The sequence below is a fragment of the Vibrio sp. RW genome (assembly GCF_027587105.1).
Lineage (GTDB): Bacteria > Pseudomonadota > Gammaproteobacteria > Enterobacterales > Vibrionaceae > Vibrio > Vibrio toranzoniae.
Genome location: NZ_JAPPTM010000032.1, coordinates 19,963 through 37,153, shown reverse-complemented (window position 1 = coordinate 37,153; position 17,191 = coordinate 19,963). Strand labels below are relative to the sequence as shown.

The 17,191-nt window shown below is 41.9% G+C and carries 16 protein-coding genes and 1 pseudogene; 3 read left to right on the top strand and 14 right to left on the bottom strand.

Going from position 1 to position 17,191, the window contains the following annotated elements; all coding sequences use genetic code 11:
* Positions 1–34: 34 nt before the first annotated feature.
* From OCT63_RS18925 to OCT63_RS18915, 3 genes are all read right to left on the bottom strand, one after another.
* Entirely contained in the window at positions 35–496 is a 462-nt protein-coding gene (locus tag OCT63_RS18925; RefSeq protein ID WP_269984332.1) for a hypothetical protein, read from the bottom strand.
* A gap of 323 nt (positions 497–819) precedes the next feature.
* Positions 820–1,023 (bottom strand): hypothetical protein, encoded by a 204-nt coding sequence (locus OCT63_RS18920; RefSeq protein ID WP_269984331.1) that lies wholly within the window; start codon positions 1,021–1,023, stop codon positions 820–822.
* The gene (locus tag OCT63_RS18915; protein ID WP_269984330.1) at positions 1,016–1,531 is read right to left on the bottom strand and encodes a hypothetical protein; all 516 of its coding nucleotides are present in this window, start codon (positions 1,529–1,531) and stop codon (positions 1,016–1,018) included. Before OCT63_RS18915 ends, OCT63_RS18920 begins: the two co-directional genes overlap by 8 nt.
* An 81-nt stretch (positions 1,532–1,612) precedes the next feature.
* Between OCT63_RS18915 and OCT63_RS18910 the strand changes: the two genes are divergently transcribed.
* On the top strand, positions 1,613–3,172 hold the full coding sequence (locus tag OCT63_RS18910) for a hypothetical protein (protein ID WP_269984329.1): 1,560 nt from the start codon (positions 1,613–1,615) through the stop codon (positions 3,170–3,172).
* A 182-nt stretch (positions 3,173–3,354) separates the two neighbouring features.
* Here OCT63_RS18910 and OCT63_RS18905 read toward each other — a convergent pair.
* Positions 3,355–4,625 (bottom strand): annotated as a pseudogene (locus tag OCT63_RS18905) (methyl-accepting chemotaxis protein).
* Positions 4,626–5,383: 758 nt separating this feature from the next.
* Here OCT63_RS18905 and OCT63_RS18900 point away from each other — a divergent pair.
* Both OCT63_RS18900 and OCT63_RS18895 read left to right on the top strand, forming a co-directional pair.
* Positions 5,384–5,572 carry a hypothetical protein gene (locus OCT63_RS18900; RefSeq protein ID WP_269984328.1) on the top strand — a complete coding sequence of 63 codons (189 nt, stop codon included), beginning with the start codon at positions 5,384–5,386 and terminating at the stop codon, positions 5,570–5,572.
* A 327-nt stretch (positions 5,573–5,899) separates the two neighbouring features.
* Entirely contained in the window at positions 5,900–6,604 is a 705-nt protein-coding gene (locus OCT63_RS18895) for a hypothetical protein (RefSeq protein WP_269984327.1), read from the top strand.
* Here the strand turns inward: OCT63_RS18895 and OCT63_RS21575 are convergent.
* From OCT63_RS21575 to OCT63_RS18850, 10 genes are all read right to left on the bottom strand, one after another.
* On the bottom strand, positions 6,601–6,981 hold the full coding sequence (locus OCT63_RS21575; protein WP_443088556.1) for an RDD family protein: 381 nt from the start codon (positions 6,979–6,981) through the stop codon (positions 6,601–6,603). The genes OCT63_RS18895 and OCT63_RS21575 overlap by 4 nt on opposite strands.
* Positions 6,981–10,010, bottom strand: a complete 3,030-nt coding sequence (locus tag OCT63_RS18890; protein WP_269984326.1) for a hypothetical protein — start codon at positions 10,008–10,010, stop codon at positions 6,981–6,983. The genes OCT63_RS21575 and OCT63_RS18890 overlap by 1 nt, the downstream gene beginning before the upstream one ends.
* A complete protein-coding gene (locus tag OCT63_RS18885) occupies positions 10,011–10,283 on the bottom strand; it encodes a hypothetical protein (RefSeq protein WP_269984325.1) in 273 nt (90 codons plus the stop codon). It abuts the gene before it with no gap.
* 4 nt (positions 10,284–10,287) lie between these two features.
* Complete coding sequence (locus tag OCT63_RS18880) at positions 10,288–11,466, bottom strand: hypothetical protein (protein WP_269984324.1); 1,179 nt, start codon at positions 11,464–11,466, stop codon at positions 10,288–10,290.
* Positions 11,463–12,158, bottom strand: a complete 696-nt coding sequence (locus OCT63_RS18875; protein WP_269984323.1) for a hypothetical protein — start codon at positions 12,156–12,158, stop codon at positions 11,463–11,465. Before OCT63_RS18875 ends, OCT63_RS18880 begins: the two co-directional genes overlap by 4 nt.
* Before the next feature lie 93 nt (positions 12,159–12,251).
* Positions 12,252–12,650, bottom strand: coding sequence for a hypothetical protein (locus OCT63_RS18870; protein WP_269984322.1), 399 nt, complete (start codon positions 12,648–12,650; stop codon positions 12,252–12,254).
* Between the two features lie 2 nt (positions 12,651–12,652).
* Positions 12,653–13,072, bottom strand: a complete 420-nt coding sequence (locus tag OCT63_RS18865; RefSeq protein ID WP_269984321.1) for a hypothetical protein — start codon at positions 13,070–13,072, stop codon at positions 12,653–12,655.
* A complete protein-coding gene (locus OCT63_RS18860; RefSeq protein ID WP_269984320.1) occupies positions 13,069–14,406 on the bottom strand; it encodes a hypothetical protein in 1,338 nt (445 codons plus the stop codon). The genes OCT63_RS18865 and OCT63_RS18860 overlap by 4 nt, the downstream gene beginning before the upstream one ends.
* Positions 14,407–14,450: 44 nt before the next feature.
* On the bottom strand, positions 14,451–16,106 hold the full coding sequence (locus OCT63_RS18855; RefSeq protein ID WP_269984319.1) for a DotG/IcmE/VirB10 family protein: 1,656 nt from the start codon (positions 16,104–16,106) through the stop codon (positions 14,451–14,453).
* On the bottom strand, positions 16,103–17,158 hold the full coding sequence (locus OCT63_RS18850; RefSeq protein WP_269984318.1) for a DotH/IcmK family type IV secretion protein: 1,056 nt from the start codon (positions 17,156–17,158) through the stop codon (positions 16,103–16,105). Before OCT63_RS18850 ends, OCT63_RS18855 begins: the two co-directional genes overlap by 4 nt.
* Between the last annotated feature and the right edge of the window lie 33 nt (positions 17,159–17,191).

Genomic DNA, 17,191 nt, shown 5'->3' with positions numbered 1-17,191 from the left:
CAGGCTCACTTACATCCAGAATTACGGATAATTTTCAGTTACTGGAACCTGCACCTTCAAGTTGAACGGGTATAGACATTGATATAGAGGATAATTGGACGATTTTTCCACTAACCCCCGTTGCAATTTGAAAGTGCACTCCCTGTTCTATTTCGTTTGGGATGCTCTCATTTAGCCAGTCTATGAACTGCTGTTTAGCCCAAACATCCGGCATTCTAGCTGTTTTGGAGTATGGTAATGAATTTAGATATCTCAATACCTCATCGACTTCTGCATCACTTATAGCAACGTTTGGTGACTGCTTTTTGAAATACAAGCGCTTCTCAGGGGTTGTATGGCTGTGCTGTATTGGAAGAAGTAAGAACACGGCTAAAGCCAGTAAGACAGCAATAAGCCCTACTGCAAATCCTTCAAGCAGACTAAAGACTCCATAGAAGACCACAAAAGTTATGATCAATCTATTTTGTAATGATAATCCGTTGTCTTTGTCTTTCATTCCATCCCCTCACTTCTGAATTATCGCCTGAATGTCCACCAGCATTTCCAGTTAATATGCTAAATGAATTGTATTTAAGCATGATATGGACAATAACATTCCACTTACAAATAAAAAACAATATGCCAGTAATTCTAATTGATACGATTAAACATGATATGTTCATTTTAGAGAGTCATCCCTTCAAACCGATTTCGATCTGACGATGGCCTTCAACAACTCTGTGTCATCATCAAACTTCTCTTCTAGCTCTTCCACGATAAAAGCCAGTCTGTCCCCACCCTTTAATGGGATTTGTATGCTTTGCACACCCAGTAGCTCTCTCACATCAAACGAAAGATACTTGGTTCTGGAAAAGCTGGAGAAAAAACTGCAAAGTGGTTCATCAGAGGCTTGTACCCAGTATGCATCAAACCTACGTGTAGATCGTTGGTGGAAAACTGAAGGTTGCTGAAGAATTCGGTGATGCTCGCTATCCCCTGGCCTGTTTGTTCATGTGGTAGCTCTGAGAAGGTGATCTTATTCATACATTTTTTCCTTTTTCTTTGCGTAACCTGTCATGAACTCTAGAACAATCATTTTAGCGTTTTTTAGGTCATCGCTATTGCATAAACCTTTCTGTTTCGTAAATCGCACGTAGTCACTCAATAGTGGGACTATCGCTATTCTCAACACTTCGGTTAGAAATGTTGGCAGTTCACCGCCAACGAATAACTGCTGAAGGAAATTATTCGTTGCCGTGGCTGTCTTCGAACTTATGTTTGAGTCTCTGACTACAGAATGAATACCACTACGAATTGCATAGCAGTTTAACGATTCCGCTAGATTATGGTAATTATCAGGGAAAAATAGCAGATCGGCTGCAACATGAGCATCAAGCCCGACATTATCAGCATACTGCTCTATAAACCCATGAAAACACTCTAAGTTTGAAAGCTTATTCGTAGAAAGTGCACTAGATAGCTCGTTCGAGAAGTCGAGTAACACTCGTTCGTAGGTTACTCGGCGGTTTATCTTGGGTTTTGCAATGATCACCTATAGTCAACCTCATGCTTATATTTGCGCAATACGCGCTCCATTGTTTATTATCTAAAAATAGCATAATGGTATAGACAAATGAAACGTTTAATTCTCTCTTCTCTCTCTACTGCAATTCTTTTGGCCGGTTGCGGCGGCGATAGTGATAACGGAACCAGTACAATTCAATCAGCTACTTATCAGGCCATTGATGGGTACCTTCAATTCGCTGAGATGTATGCTGATCGCGACGGTGACTACATTCCAGACAACGATGAGTACCTTGGATTAACGGACGCAACAGGCTCACTTACAATCGATGAAGCTTCTCAGTATCGAATTTTGGTTAAAGTCGTGGCCGGCCAAACCGTAGACTCGGATACGGGCATGGCAATAGAATCCAAGACACTTGTTGCGAGCCCAGGCTCACGATACATTACGCCTTTCAGTACACTTGCAGACCTCAACAACAAGTTCATCAATGATCTTGCAGCTGAACTTGGCGTTGATGCTGAATTACTCGACTCTGACTTCATTGCTGCGAGCTCAAGCAACACTCAAGCTAAACTAATCCGAACCTTAGCGCGAAGCAAAATGCCTTACATAGGAGAGACAATCCAAGACTCTCAAGCCAATATCGATACCCTCCAGCTAGTTACCGAGAACTTTGCTACGTACTTGAATGAGCACGTTACAGATTTTGATAACATCACGCTTGAAATCGATATCAATGGTGATATTTATCAAAAGCGAACCTCTGACTCATACAGCATTGAACTAGCACGAACCAAATGGGTGAACTCAAAGTGGGACGACATGATACTTTGCTATGGCCAAGCTAGTGCTGATAAGTTGGTTTTTTCAAATTGTGACATGAGCCAGATGGCCGTGGTTGATCAAAAGACTGGTCAGATACTGCAGCGCGAGTATTTTGATAATTATAATGGCATGAACTCTTGGTATCTTGACAACGAGCGAATTGTCATCGAAAGCAATGACGATAGCGTTGACATCTTTAACATGCAGTTTGAGCAGCTTACTAACGAAACTCCATCAAGCGTTTTCTATGAACAGGCGCATAATTCAGGGTTTGCCGTCTTCGGTGAGCACCCAGTACTTGAACAAGCAATCTCCAATGGGCAACTCTATCCTTACCCGGTTCAAGACGACAGAGCAGGCGCAGACTTTTCCGTCTATGACCCGACAGGCCACACATACAGAATACAAACAGATGGTGAAGTAGACGATCGAGACGCACCAACTAAAGAACGACTTGCTAGTCTGGTAATCTCTGATTATTTGCTAAATGAAAATGCAAAGCCTGTCGCCAATTCTGACATTATGATCACCTGGCTTGGTGGTAGCATTTTTTCAGCTCAAATAGACGTTGATGGGGACAAGTACGTAGCTGATGCTCCGAGTACTTGGTACACCTTTGACGCCTCGACAGGCAAGCTTACCAAGCTTGGTGAGTTCTATGATGGCAAGTTCTATCGAGGTCTTGATGAAACAACGGTGAGTCACTATTCGCCTGTCCGTACTTACCAAGAATTTCCACCAGCGGATACCAACAAGCCTGATTACAATGAGATACACCACTGGCGTCAGATTTCTTTAAGAGACGGCTCGTTAATGAGTGAGCTTACAATGAAAAAATGACCTGTTTAACCTTGGGTTTCAAAAACAAATCCATACTCCAAATGGTATCTTCGCTTGGCATAACAGCTGTACAAATAACTCTTGTTTGACGGAGCTTGTCAATTTCCGATAGTTCTCAACTTGATTAATATAAAGCCCGCATAAAGCGGGCTTTTTCGTAAACCTTGCATACCTCAATTAAATTAAATGACGTCGTGCTTCAGGGCATATTGTGAAGCAATGTCAGTAAGCCTTTTTGACTCTTCGTTAAGTTGAACCACGGCCCCCATACAAGAATGAACCAAAACATTTGTTTCATCTGCAATTTTGCCTGTCGAAGATATGGTTTCATTCACTTTATTAGTCACTACGCTTTGCTGCTCTATAGCTGCAGCTATTTGAGTCGTACTGTCTGAGATTTCTTGTACATCATCGCTGATCACTCCTAGTTTACCTTCCGCTCTTGTCGCAGACTGAAGAAGGTGTGTACCACGCCCAGTACACAGCTCAAGGTTAGATATAAATCGTTCCGTCTGTCTTTGAATCGAATCAATGATGGTTCGTATATCGCTGGTGGAGGATTGAGTTCTTATCGCTAGAGTTCTTACCTCATCAGCAACCACAGCACACGCCCTTGCTCACCCGCCCTAGCAGCCTCAATCGCCGCGTTTAATGCGAGTAGGTTTGTTTGTTCCGCCACATTCTGAATAATCTCAACGACGTTTGTCACATCGCTGGTGTACTCCTTGAGAGTCACGATATCAACTTCACTCTCTTTGAGTGCTGTGAACAAATCACCGATTGATTTAGTCATCTCAACCACAGCAACATTCCCCTCGGTAGCATGTTGAAGAGAATTATGAGATTTCAATGCACTGCTTTCTGAGTTCAGCGCTATATCTCTTATGGTCATTGACATTTGATTCGTTGCGGTTGTTACCGATACGGTATTGTCGGCTTGCTTTTGAGCCTGCTCTGCCAGCGCCGTAAGCTGCTTTTCTAGGACCTTTGTAGTCTCCTCTAAAACTACCGATTGTTCCTGCGCAAAGAATACAAGTGATGTCATACCATCTAGCAAGTTATTAAAGCTCTGTCCCATTGCGCCAATTTCGTCATTGCTAATATCACGGGACCGAAGAGAGAGGTTATTTGTATTTACGATATCGACCATCACTTGAGACTGCGCAGAGATACGCTTGACTATAGAACGTGTAAGCCAGAATGAAACAGTGACAAGACTTAGTAGTAAAATGCCACTAAATAGAATCTTGACCGTGAAGCTCTCACTGCGCTTCGTGCTTTCGGCTCTTTGAAAATCTTCCTTTAATTGTGCGAATATATCTTCCAAATCTGCTGCAGCCTGACGGACTTGAAGTCGGAGACCACTGCGGTGATCAGAGCCAATGAGCCTCGTTTGCTCAATGAGCTTATGGCTAATCAACGCCAACTGTTTAATGTCTTGTGTTAAGAGCATAGGGTCTACTGGCTTTAAGCTGACGAGCGAACTGACGATCAGATCAATCCGTGATTTTGTGTGGCGGTCATCTTCCTCTACCGCTTTTATGGACACGAGATTTAGTAACTCTGAAAACTCCCCTCTTAGTCCTTCATGGTCACTAATTCCTAATATCCTTTGCGCTGAAACCAACGCCAAAAACGAACGCTCATAATGCTCAAGATTATCCAAAGTAAGATCCACATTTGGTATGACAATCCTCAAAGTGGCCAGTGAATTTAGAAACTGTTCGCGTATCTGAAGGAATTCAACGACTTCCGATTGAAACCTATCTATATACTTCTCTGAGCTGCGTGATAAAAAGTCTTTTTCATGTCTGCGCATTTGGAGCAGTTTAACTTCTAGGTCTGCAATAGCCGCTTTCGAAGCACCCAGTGTATGAGTTTGTCTCTCGAGCGCAAACGACATTGCTAATAGAATGAGGATACTGAAAGCGCCCAGTGCCCCTAAGATTGTAAGTTTCCTGCTTAATGGCAACGTGTATTCCATGGCGTGCTCCAATTTACTGTTTATAGTTGGAACAGTATCATTTTGGAGGCACATGTTTGCCAGGATAATGATGTAAAAATATATGTAATTCTTATTTCTAAAACAATATTCTCATTAAGTAAAATTCAATTAAAAAGAGAAATATTACCAAAAAGACGTGGCAAAAGAGAATAATCCTCCCAATCTGATATACTTCATACAAATACAATTTACAAGTGGACTGCGTAATGAAGATATCGGTTATTTGTCGCTCCGAAGTTCAAGATGGTTCTTTGCTTGAACAACCGCAAATCCTTCTTCCTGATGAACGTACCAAGCCTGCAGCGCAAGCTCTTTTTGCTCAAGTTAGAGAATCAAACTCTGACTTTTTGTGTCACTGCTGTCCCCCCCCCCGCTCGAATGCTTATCCGTTATAGTCACAACCATTTTCACATTGTGAATCACCCAATCTTGGGTAAACACCGTGAAGACTGTCCATTGTATACCCATGTCAAAGGTTACATCGATAGGGGGTTAGCAAGCGAGAGTGATACTAAACAAGAAGAGTCTTTTGCTCTACACCGTGCTTTAAAAAGGAAGATAGTCGCACCTCTCCATCCACTCCCATCATACAAAGTCAGGAAACCGCACAATCTCCTCAGGTAAGAGAGCCTAAAATTACTCAGCTACTTCGTTACCTTATTAAAGAAACCTTTTCCAATTGGTACTACCCAAACAAATCAATCTCCGTAAACAAGACACTAATGAACTTCAAGATCCAAGCTCAAAATGTCCGATTCGGTAAAACCACATTAGACCGATATCTATTCTTTGGTCACGATGGGTTTAAATTCTGCTTACGAACTCTCAATAGAGATCTTAAGAGCGGGAAATGGGAGGGGCCAGGCAGGCCACACGCTCTTGTTTTCTTTGTCACAGAAGAAGTAAATCTCAAAGCAAAGTACATTTATTTTGATGGTATTAGTTATGGATATCGGCACACAAACACTAAGAAGGCTTTAGAGACAAAAGGGCCCTACCTAATTGCGCTTTCCGTAACACATGAGGAGCATGAGGAAGCCAATGCCAAGTTGAAGCCTACTTCACTCTACATACAACCTATCGCATCGAAGACTAATATCTTTCCAATTGAGTCAGATCTAGAGCGCCACTTCTTTACGCATATCGCGAAAGAAATTGACGAAAGGAGTCTACAAAAATGGTCAATTCAAAAGGTTCTTCTTCCCAAAGCCGCTCTGCTTTCAGAAACAGCCTCACCTGATTATCTATTGCAGCAAAAGAACAGGGACAACAAAGTGGCCTATCGATGTTTAATTAACATACGAAACGATACAAATGATAAGTCGTACCGAGAACCCGTTTCATTGGACATTTGGCGGGCCAACGAGCGGATAACATTGGACGGCGATGACATCAAAGCTGAAGTGAGCCGAATATTCCAAAGTTAGGGTTTAGCTTCTGAATTCTCTAACTTAGTACTGGATATGCGGTCTGCAAATGACCGTTTTTTGGGTAATAGCACAACAAACGCAAGCACGGGCGCTGCCAATAGGAGCACAAGCCCTAATGTTTTAAAAAAATATGATGACAACTCAAGTTTCTCTGTCGCCATGCCGTCATCATTCACTGTTTTTAGCCGTACAACTTTCTCACCTAGTGTAGTTCCAATAAAGCAGTACAACGTTATGTGATAACCAAAAAAGCTGCATAAGAGGTATATGACCATCATCAGGTCGTCTACCTTCAATAGGATAATAGCAGCTGTTGCAATCATTGAAACTACGAGGTAGTCCAACATAAATGCAGTAAATCGTCTAAGTAACATCATGATAGTAATCCAGAATTGTTGATTGTTTTCATGACTCGATCCAAACACTCTTGGATCACAACTTTGTCGTTTATGCCTTCTTCAGCCACTCTATCTTTGATTAGCTTTTTCATATTGGGGTACCCTAAAGCACTGCCCATTGCTGTTGAAATTTGGTCATAGCTAAGACGCCCCGCTATTATCTCTTGGACTTTCATACGAAGATCAACATCTTCAGCGTCATTAGCCAATGACCATACCAGCCCCTCTGGCATTAATGACACTATTGGTTGAACGATAGGGGCTGTGACTGCCTTCAACTTGCCAATGTATAAAAGTCCTCGCCCTTTGCCTTTGATAACATTAACTTTACCAACATATGGCTTTAGTGATGACATTTCGTCTTCAGTTAAACTGAACTGTCGTTTTAGCTCTATCTCTGTCTCTACGTCTGGGATATTACAGACGAGCGTGTTCGTCGCCAAACCTCGTATCGCTGGTGGGAATTTGTGGTACAACTGTGTCGCGAGCGCAATAGTTTGTCTGTATTTACGTGCTGTCTTGGTTTCTTTTTCGATATTGGTATCTAACTCATGACAAGCTGCCTGTTCATACTCATCTTGATAGTAGTATTTTGGTATAGGCTTTTTTCGTTTTGCAATGATCATTGCCCGGTTATAAAAGACTGGGTCCGCATCTTTTTTAACATCATCTGGGTGAACCCAAAAATGCCTCTGTGACATACCTTTAGCAAGGATAAACCAAGCGTTCCTCATCGAATCAGGAGCACTGTCAACTATTGGCTTGGCATTCACAAACATCATGCTTACGTCGCTATAGTCAGCCATGGGATAATGTCCCAAGAGTGCTTTATACCGGTTACAGCTCAAACTAATTGCTGCACCTATCGCATCGATTAACAGCCCATTACCATAAGTGAATTTACCAAGTATCGCTTTGACCTCAGTCTGTTGTAATGCCGAAGGTATGTCTGCAACTAGAGGCCAAATGTATCTGTGAGCCGCCTTAGATAACATCAAATATTGCCTGCGAAGTAGCGGCGGGACGTCACGGTCAATACTCGCTTTATACATAGCATTTCTTGCATTCAGATAACTAGTTCTAGCTTCTTTGACTAGGTACTTGGATACATTCGGACTATTGATAGCTTCAAGAATCTTTTCAGCTCCTTTTTGAGAAGGGTCAATGATTCTCGGTTGGTCAACGGCTTTTTCAACCATGAGGTCGATAACGCTAGAAATGCAGGCATCAAGCTGCTCGTGAATATTTGCTTCGCTACCGCCATTAACGATCTTTGCCAGAAAAGCTGTTGCTGTATTTATCTCAGTACTTGCAAGGCGGTTATAGCCATATTGCGGTTCTAATAGGTTGTAGGCATGCTGTTTATTGTTATCCAAATTTACAACGGCAGCTTTTTGTTTATCTTCTTCTTTCAGGTTTGAAATTACTGACTGTGCGAAATAAATAATGGATTCGCCATAATCTACACCAGCAAAAAGTGGGAGTTCAGTAGTACCAGGTATAAACTGTATAGCGCGAGCAAGGTACGCCATTTGGATTGATTTACCTGAACCCATCGAACCAGAAACGGCTATTAAGTGGTGCGTCTGAAGGTCATCAAAGTCAATAGGCCATGGTTTACAATCAATGGTTGAGTACATCATTACACCACGTTTCCATGGTGACGATGTTCTAACCAATGGGGCCGCTTTCATAGTTTCGTAAAGGCTGTCACAACTTGCGGCTCCAATAGGTTTTGCACTGTAACTCGGTAATGAAGAAAGCAAAGACTCTACGGGAAATGAGCCTACTCTCTGACGTTCCCCACCCCAGGTTTGCAGCGCAGCTTGAACAGATTTATAGTAACTCGTAGTTTCCTTTTCTGTGTCCCCCCATACAGTCACTGACATGTAACATTTTACGGCACAGCCGCCACCATTTATAAATTCAACTATCGCGTCACAGGCATTTAGTAGATCACTACTGACCTTACTAGTACGAGCTACAAAGCTTGTCGTGTGAGCCTTGGTGTTAAGTTGCGATTTTATTTGCTGTGAACCTGAAACCAGTGAGTAGACAATGCGGTATGGTATTTTCCGGGCGATTTTATTGGTTAGTGAACGCATCAATACCATTTCATCACCAACCATATAACGCTCCAAAGTGGCGTAGCACTTGCCATTAAAGAAGGTCAAATTAGTTTTGGATGCATCATGAAACTCTTCCTCAACAATTTGCGAATGAATCGACGGGTGGCCGATGTCTTGAAGTTCAATGACATGAGGATCGGTGCTCATAATTTTGACTTTGGAGTTGTCAGCGGTGGCTACTTTTCCAACGGAGGAATAATCGAACTCACGATAGAGAAGACTTCGTATCTCTGTAAGCGCAGAATGCGATTTTAGTTTTGTGAACAATACATATTCAGAAACAATGGTAGTAAATGAATCAGTAAAACTCTTGTGTGCATCGTGCATTTGTTGAGATTCAAGCCATTGATTTTGGACTTTTGTACCACGCTCACCCTTTAGGTTATGCCCAAATTCATTCGCCAAGTCACGTATTGATTCGACTGCTTCTTCATTATTTAACTTGTCCAAAGCCGATGGTTTGGTAGTCAAAACAATGTATCCAACTTCTGGCTTAATAATACTCGCGAGAAGCGCTTTTTCGTCCTTGTTTACTTGTTGAGACTGGTATCCCATATCCCTCGTCGTTACATCCATTGAACTTAAAGCTTCATCCACATAAGTAGCTGAACGACTTGCATCAACGTCTAACACAAAATCAATTTGATACCCTTCTTCTTCAAAGACTTGCCTTAGCTCATTCGATACGTACTCAAGTATCTGAAACTCTTGTGATTGGCTGTAGTATCTGTATGTACCTCTTAGTGCCAGAAGCGTCACCAACGAACCATCATTAGCTACCAGTGTATGTTTGTCATGATCAGAACTTGTTTCCAACTGACAAACTTCATCTGGACTGTAGGCAATCAGATTTGCAAGAAAAGACAAAATACCCATCTATAACTGAATCCTTTTATTTGACCATGAGTTTTGGTCCGAGTTGCTTGCTGATAACTTTCGACTCGACACGTTTGCAATAACTGCTTTCACAGCACTAGCTCTTTCTTGTTCATCCAGCGCGGATGCATTATGAAGGGCAATAAGGTCTTTAGCTGTAAATAGTGCCTCAAACTCGATGACCAATTTTCTATGCACGTCTAGCGAACACAGCGCATCATATGTTGAAGGCATGCTATCTATGCTAAATATTTCAAGTGGATCAATTTCCATATTTTCATCCTTTGAGATCTGGCATTGCGCCAAAACGTGCAGCAATTGAATCTATCTTTGGTTTATCTTGAGATCTTGCCCATACCTTCACACCACCAGTACCAAATCCACCTAGTTTAAACTTTGACTTGGCGAATGCCTGTGCAAGCTTTCCACAGAGCAATCGGTCATATGCTCTCATGTATACACCAAGGCCGGTTGCGTATTTATTGCCGTTCATCCGAACTGGCTCAGACAAACCAATCCATATATTTTCAGCCACAACACCTCTTGGGTACGAATACCGATTGATTGTTAAATCAATTTGAGGACGAATGGGTAATTTGCCTGCTGCCGTTTCAAATCCACCAATAATTTCAACCTGGGCATAGTTCATCAGCTCAATAACTTCAGGCAACGGTGCCCACAGCCTGATGTTAGAGCGTGCTCCTTCAACTCCAAAAGAGAACCCTTGGATATGCGAATCTTCCATAGACTTTACGCGGACATTTAAGATACATGCCGTATCCTTATGAAGATTTCTCAATTCTGTGTGCACTTGTTGGAAATTGTCGAAAGGGATTCCTCGTTTAATACCAGTAAGCAGAGGCTTTTTAAATTGTTCCATCTCTTTCCATGTATCATTAATTGGAAAATTCTGGTTCAACAAGTATTCAAAATGGGCAAGGCGAGGAAAAGTATAGTGGTGAAGTTTTGCCTGATTTGCATGATTGGATTTATGAGAACCCTGATTTGCCTGGTATGCATTCTCAAGCGCTGCAGCTACAGCAACATTTTTATTTAAAAGCGCATCCTGATAAAAACTCGGCAATAAGGATTTTAGCATTCCATAATGCAATCTATATGGTTGTTCAAATGGGTCTGCTCCAACCATTTGGTGCATATCTTCAACAATTGAGTCGACAAATTGCCCTACAATTTCTGCGCCTTCTATGTTCTTTTTGATACCCAATTCACGCATGATCACTGAAATTCCAATTCGGAGATATTGCTCAGGTCTAAATTGCGAATAACGGCCAAATCCTGCATTTTGAAAATCCTTATAGGTCAAGTCAGCTATCCAAGGCACTGACATGTCGAGGTCCGCTATAGATTCAAATTGGGTGACCAAACCATCAAGATATGAGATCCCACTGGAAGGAGATTTCCCATCATTGAAAAACGCAACGCCAACTTTGTTCATAATTGCTTTCCTGATTGCTTCAGATGATTTTTTAGTATTTTCGGCCACTCATTTGGGTTATAGAAATCCGCAAAGAACTCCTTGTTACGACTCCACTCCTCAATTTCCTTGCTGAACGATTCTGGGTGAAACAACAGCCTCAAGTGGGGATACTTTTTCTCTCTTTCTTGGTATTCAGCATCTGTCATCGACCGAAAGTCTTCGGCTAATGCACGGATGTCCATGATTGAATACACTCGCTTGACCTGATGCTTAGAGCTCTCCCAAAGTTCGAGCCAAAGGCCACTTTCCCGCGCTATTTTCAATAAAACCTCACCGCACTCTTCCGGGCCAAGTACTTTTGCTAAGTAATTAGTAACCCAGGCAATTCGAACATAGGCATTTAATTCAGCTTGAGTTAGAGACGGGCAAAAGATTAACGTTCCCATCTTATTGTCAGCAACAAACCATAGGTGCTCGCATAAATGACATAGAGGGTCGCGACAGTCGAAATTACTCATTTCGTTATGTTTGTGGTTCCCATCTATGTGATGGACATGTTGGTATTTAGGAGAGGTGAAGCCGCAAACTGAACATTTGTAATTAACACTTTTAAGAAACTGAGGACGCGCCAAGTCAAATTCAGCATTTTCATACGGTTCGGGCGGTTCCGAAAGACGACTAACATTGCTTCTACTTACGCCAATAAACATTTATATAAGCCTTTTCCTAACAATTTACAATATAGTACATAATATTCTAGATGATAGGAAGAGGCTTATCTAAGAAGAGAGTTAAATCGGATGTTATTGCGCGGCCTGACCAACAAGATTTCGATAATCAACAGCTTGTTGTGTTGCCTCAACCACACCTGCTGCTTCACCAAAGAATAGCATCCAAGCGGTCGGGAAAGAGAGCGCACACCCACCGATTGCACCCTTAAGCATTTTCGCCATTTCACCTTTGTTCGCATTGCCCTGATTGTCTTGACCTTGCTTATACCAAGTCCAAATACTCCAACCAGTCATCGCAATTCCCGCAGCCATAACAAGTGTGTATAATGCACTACCCCAAGAACTAGCAATCGCATCAATGTTTTCACCCCCTTGTTGGGCACGGGTTCCGTTGTTTGCCAAAATTGGAGCCGCATAGACCGATATCATTAAAGCGAATAGTGTTTTTCCGATTTGGTTATATAGTTTCATAATTACTCCGTATTACTACCTTGTTTAAAATCGTATTGAGCATTCTCAGTGAGATTAGCCCTTCCATCATGTAAAATCAGGGCATCTGCCCCACTGCTGAAGGTGAAGATTTCTCCTAAATAGTCAATTCCTCCACTGTAAGTCATAAAAGCGCCAATTGACCCTGCTGCAATCGGAAACCAAATTGACGACATCGCCGTGTCCTCATTACTGCTATTGCCCAGACGGTACCAATAGGCAATGCTTCCAAAAACCAGAATCAAACCTAGCACTGCCCTGAAATTCCAAAGTATTGCTAAGTACATACGCCCGTGCTTTATAGCGCTAATTCCCACATCGCCGATTGCTGAGTTGGTTGTTGAACTCGATGAAAACGCTGAAGAGCTAAATACTAAAAGGATGAGCAACAAGAATGACTTCATCGCAGCGCTCCAATGCAGTATGTATCTGAACAAACTGTATCTGCTGTAATCTCTTTAACAGTTCCAAGGAAGTCGTAGTATTTCCCTTTTTCCAAGCTCTGCGTACGTCCGCCTTCTGTCTTATTTAGATTCACAACTAGAGCGTTATCCAATTCAGGTGACTTAACGATCAATGCCCAGTCAGGCAATAGAATTCTTCCATTTAAATACTGGACACCAGCCCCTTTGGTAGACGAACTGTTATTAACGACACGTTGGTTCTGTGGGACTACGATCGGAACACCAACAGTTTGTGTTTTGACAATAGGCTTTGGTAATTTTCCAATATGGTCAACGGTTGTTTTTGAAGGCGATGTCGCGTGTCTTGTATTTTTCGCAACCTGTTCAGAACTAGACTTCTTTGTGACGGGGCGCTTTCCTTTCTTTTCTTTATTTTTGCGTATCTGTGCTAATTCCTGTGCTGTGTAATCAACACGATCATTATCAATGTAGAACTTTGAGCCAACTAAAAGAATTGCATCATCACCTTTCCCTTGAATACCGGTCACTTTATGGTTACCAAGAACTGAGATAAATTTTTCCCCCTTCCAGAGGGTGACATAGTGAGGCTTCCCTCCTCTTCGATCCGGTGCTCGAATTGAGAAGACGCCATCAGCTATTTCGTCGAGAGTATTAAAACCACGTAATCGAGTCCTTTTTTGCTCAGGAATTGCGATCGCGTTTTCACGACTTGATAGCATCGTGTGCAAAGATGAAATCGAACTTTCTAGATCGAGCATACGGGTATCTAAACCTTCATTATGCTTGACTTGATATGTATTAAATTGGTCATATGGTTGTAAGACCTGATCAACATACTCACCGATCAAGGATGGTATATCCCCCTTAAGCGACGCTTTTGCAGCTTCCGAGGACTGCTCAACAATGGATTGTTCTTTATCCTTCAACGCCAAGCTCACCCTATTGTCGATATCCAATTTGCGAATCACTTCTTCAGCAAGTTGTTGTTTTTGAAGCTTACTCACTGCGCCAAAGCCATCTTGTTTCGAAACTTCATTTATCTCACGTTTAACAAGTTCCGGTATCGATTGCTTGATGTTTTTAAGTTGATTTTCAAGACGGCTTTCAATCTTCGAAACTTCACTAAGGGTAATATATTCATCACCGTGACTAGTGCTCAATAGACCCTTACTGTTCGCAAATGCCAAAGCACCGCCAGCTAAGGCAATAACGATCGCAACTCCAAGAATTGTTCTCGATTTGCCATTGGGCTTAGTTTTCAAAGCATCTGGTTTTGCTTTGTCCGATTGTTCAGGTGCATCATTGTTTGACATAAATCATCCTTGTTATTAAAACAGAAAAGACATATATAACATAGCTACTTCCAAATTTCCGTATATGATTCCTGATCATTTGCACGATCAATAACCGCTAATGGAATATTTGGCTTCTCAGTCTCCGCACTTGTTGTCTCAACATCTTGTTGTGGCTTTTCATCTGAGACAGAAGCGTCGAGGTTTATTTTTTCTATTCGATCCGTTGCCAGTACCTGCTTTTCAAATAGTAGATACATCGTTTGTCCCTTAGGTACCTCTACTTGAATTGGTCTATTCGCGTAATTGTATAGAATCGGGAGAAAACCTTCGGCAGCCGTTGCTATGCTATAAACAATTCGCTCAGTCGTTCCTTCAATTGCTGAAGTTGATGAATTTGTTTCACCATTCGAAGTTGTTACATCTGTATCCGTCAACGACTCAAGAAAACCCGACATAAATAAACCTGCAAATAACCCGCCGAATCGCTGAATGTAATGATGATCAACTTCATTATCGAACAGAGACTTTTCTGTATCAGGAGACAGTGCCCAAGCTTTCACTGGAATTTGCTTGCCATCGTGAATGACTGATGTGAGTGTTAGAGCAACTCCAGGAGCCTGCTGAATAAGTTCCATTTTTCCAAACCCAACACTCCCCTTTGCTCGGCTATTTAACAATTTAATACGAATAGGCCCAGGAACATCACTATCAATTGGCAGCGTGGTTCGAGCAAAAGCGATTTCACCGGCATCAAACAAAACAATGTCTTCTGCTTGGGAGTCAAACTCCGATCTATTGTCATCGGCCATGCTTTTTCCTGCTAACTGGTCACCTAACTTAGACACTTCAAGACTGTAATTTGGGTGGACACCTGGCTGAGTTTGTCCACCGTCCGTTCTGTGTAATGCAGAAGCAGCCGGCATTTTCGCATCTTTTGGACTGAAGATATTTTCAGTAGTAGCGCTATATTTATCGGCTTTCGAAGTATATCCAACTTTAAACTTACCTCCAGAATCAGGTACGAACGGCAATCCAGCAAACAAACTTTTGGCTCCTTCTGTGATTTTTAATTTTCTTTGCTTTGCACGTTGCTCTTGCAAGGTCGCTTCCTGCCTCGCTTTTTCTTGCATTAATTGAACCTCATCAGCTTTTTGACCTGCTTGACTCAGTTCTAATTGACGCTTTAAATCTTCAATTTGAGACTGCTCCTGCGATAGAGCACTGCTTTTAAGAGGCAGTACAACAGTATCTCCAGTAGTAATGTTCGTACCAGTAAGTTTTGACTCATTATTTTCGCCTTTGTGCTTTACTGCAGTAAGCTCTTCTCCAAGCTCATTAACTGTTTGAGCTGACGGCATCGCACTATTTGAAGGCTCATGTTCATCACTAGTGCTATTGCTATTGTTTTCCGGGATTACTCTGGTTTTTCCAAGATAGCTACGGCCTGCTTGCACTGCTTCTTCACGTTGAGATTGATCAATTTTCTGAGATGACTGAGCTATAGGTGATGTTTCTGGCACATTTATGGACCCATCAACGGACTGCTCCGTAATGTCGTCAGTTTTAACTGGAGCGCTACCTCTCGTCGTACTACCTGTAGCCGAAAGTTCCTCCTTGACTTGTTTGCTTGCTGTCCACGTTGCAAAAGCGATAAGCCCAGCAACAACTACAAAAACGGAGCCAATAATTAAGCCTTTTTTACCTTTCCCCTTCTTCATAGTGCCCCCGAAGTTTTAACTACCGCTTTCACCCTTTTTCTGCCTTCATAAAACCAATAGAATGCTCTAGGGTAAACCTTGTACAAATTGTAGTTTCCGACTTTACCCTCTCGAATTAATGAACTGCCTTTGCCTCTAAGCTCCATTCTTGTTCGTATATAAACTGCACCCTCATAGGTAAAAGCTTGCCCTGGGATACCAATAAGCTCTACTTCTTTAGCCCCTGGTATACCGTGTGTAGTCCCAGATAGAAATGAATAGAATTCTGGACCTGCTTTATTAATATCTATGCGTTTAGAAGAGGTTTGTATTTCTGGCTTAGCATTGGGACCTATTAAAGGCAAAATGACTTGTCGACGCTGATTAAAATAATCAGTGTTACGTGAAGTGATACGAAATGGAATGGTTGTGTCTAAACCTTCTAAGACAAACCAACCACTGTTTGTTACTCCAGCCTCCTTCGCCTCCAAGCTATACGCATTGTTTGGCATTTTTGAAGATGTGAAAACACCATTTGACCCCTGTTTTACCAACACAATCGGCCATGCTGCACCTGTTTGATCAAAAAATGAAATTGCACCAGGAAAGCCCGGATAAACTTGTAAAATGAGCTCTTGTGGAAGCGAAGGGTCAAATGGAACAGTATCAATTAAACTTTCAGGTGGAGCGTGAAGTAACTTATTCTCAGCTACTTGCTTCTGGTGCTGCAGGCGACGCATGTTTTCAATAAACTCGGGATCAGACAACAGCTTTTCTTGTAGGTATAAATCTTCCTTTCTTTGCTCAGCGTCTAACAACTCTAGTTTATTACGATTCTTGTAATTTGCTTTCAATTTAAGATATTCAAGATTGGTCAAGTAAGTACTAAAAGCATTCTTTTCTTCTATTGAAAGAGAATCGACATTCAATAAGACTTCATCAATGGAACCGTATCGCGCCAAAAGTTCTTGAGCAACCAAATCGTCCGTATTCGCGCTGACATTATCTGCTGACAACAAAAACACAAATAAGACAATAGTAGCTTTGAACATGTTGCGTTTGATGTTAAACATTCCTTGTAGTCCCCGTTATGAACCATCAAAATT

Coding starts and splice junctions, on each gene's coding strand:
- OCT63_RS18925 (WP_269984332.1), bottom strand. CDS start 496: ATGAAAGACAAAGACAACGGATTATCATTACAAAATAGATTGATCATA.
- OCT63_RS18920 (WP_269984331.1), bottom strand. CDS start 1,023: ATGAATAAGATCACCTTCTCAGAGCTACCACATGAACAAACAGGCCAG.
- OCT63_RS18910 (WP_269984329.1), top strand. CDS start 1,613: ATGAAACGTTTAATTCTCTCTTCTCTCTCTACTGCAATTCTTTTGGCC.
- OCT63_RS18900 (WP_269984328.1), top strand. CDS start 5,384: ATGAAGATATCGGTTATTTGTCGCTCCGAAGTTCAAGATGGTTCTTTG.
- OCT63_RS18895 (WP_269984327.1), top strand. CDS start 5,900: ATGAACTTCAAGATCCAAGCTCAAAATGTCCGATTCGGTAAAACCACA.
- OCT63_RS21575 (WP_443088556.1), bottom strand. CDS start 6,981: ATGTTACTTAGACGATTTACTGCATTTATGTTGGACTACCTCGTAGTT.
- OCT63_RS18890 (WP_269984326.1), bottom strand. CDS start 10,010: ATGGGTATTTTGTCTTTTCTTGCAAATCTGATTGCCTACAGTCCAGAT.
- OCT63_RS18885 (WP_269984325.1), bottom strand. CDS start 10,283: ATGGAAATTGATCCACTTGAAATATTTAGCATAGATAGCATGCCTTCA.
- OCT63_RS18880 (WP_269984324.1), bottom strand. CDS start 11,466: ATGAACAAAGTTGGCGTTGCGTTTTTCAATGATGGGAAATCTCCTTCC.
- OCT63_RS18875 (WP_269984323.1), bottom strand. CDS start 12,158: ATGTTTATTGGCGTAAGTAGAAGCAATGTTAGTCGTCTTTCGGAACCG.
- OCT63_RS18870 (WP_269984322.1), bottom strand. CDS start 12,650: ATGAAACTATATAACCAAATCGGAAAAACACTATTCGCTTTAATGATA.
- OCT63_RS18865 (WP_269984321.1), bottom strand. CDS start 13,072: ATGAAGTCATTCTTGTTGCTCATCCTTTTAGTATTTAGCTCTTCAGCG.
- OCT63_RS18860 (WP_269984320.1), bottom strand. CDS start 14,406: ATGTCAAACAATGATGCACCTGAACAATCGGACAAAGCAAAACCAGAT.
- OCT63_RS18855 (WP_269984319.1), bottom strand. CDS start 16,106: ATGAAGAAGGGGAAAGGTAAAAAAGGCTTAATTATTGGCTCCGTTTTT.
- OCT63_RS18850 (WP_269984318.1), bottom strand. CDS start 17,158: ATGTTTAACATCAAACGCAACATGTTCAAAGCTACTATTGTCTTATTT.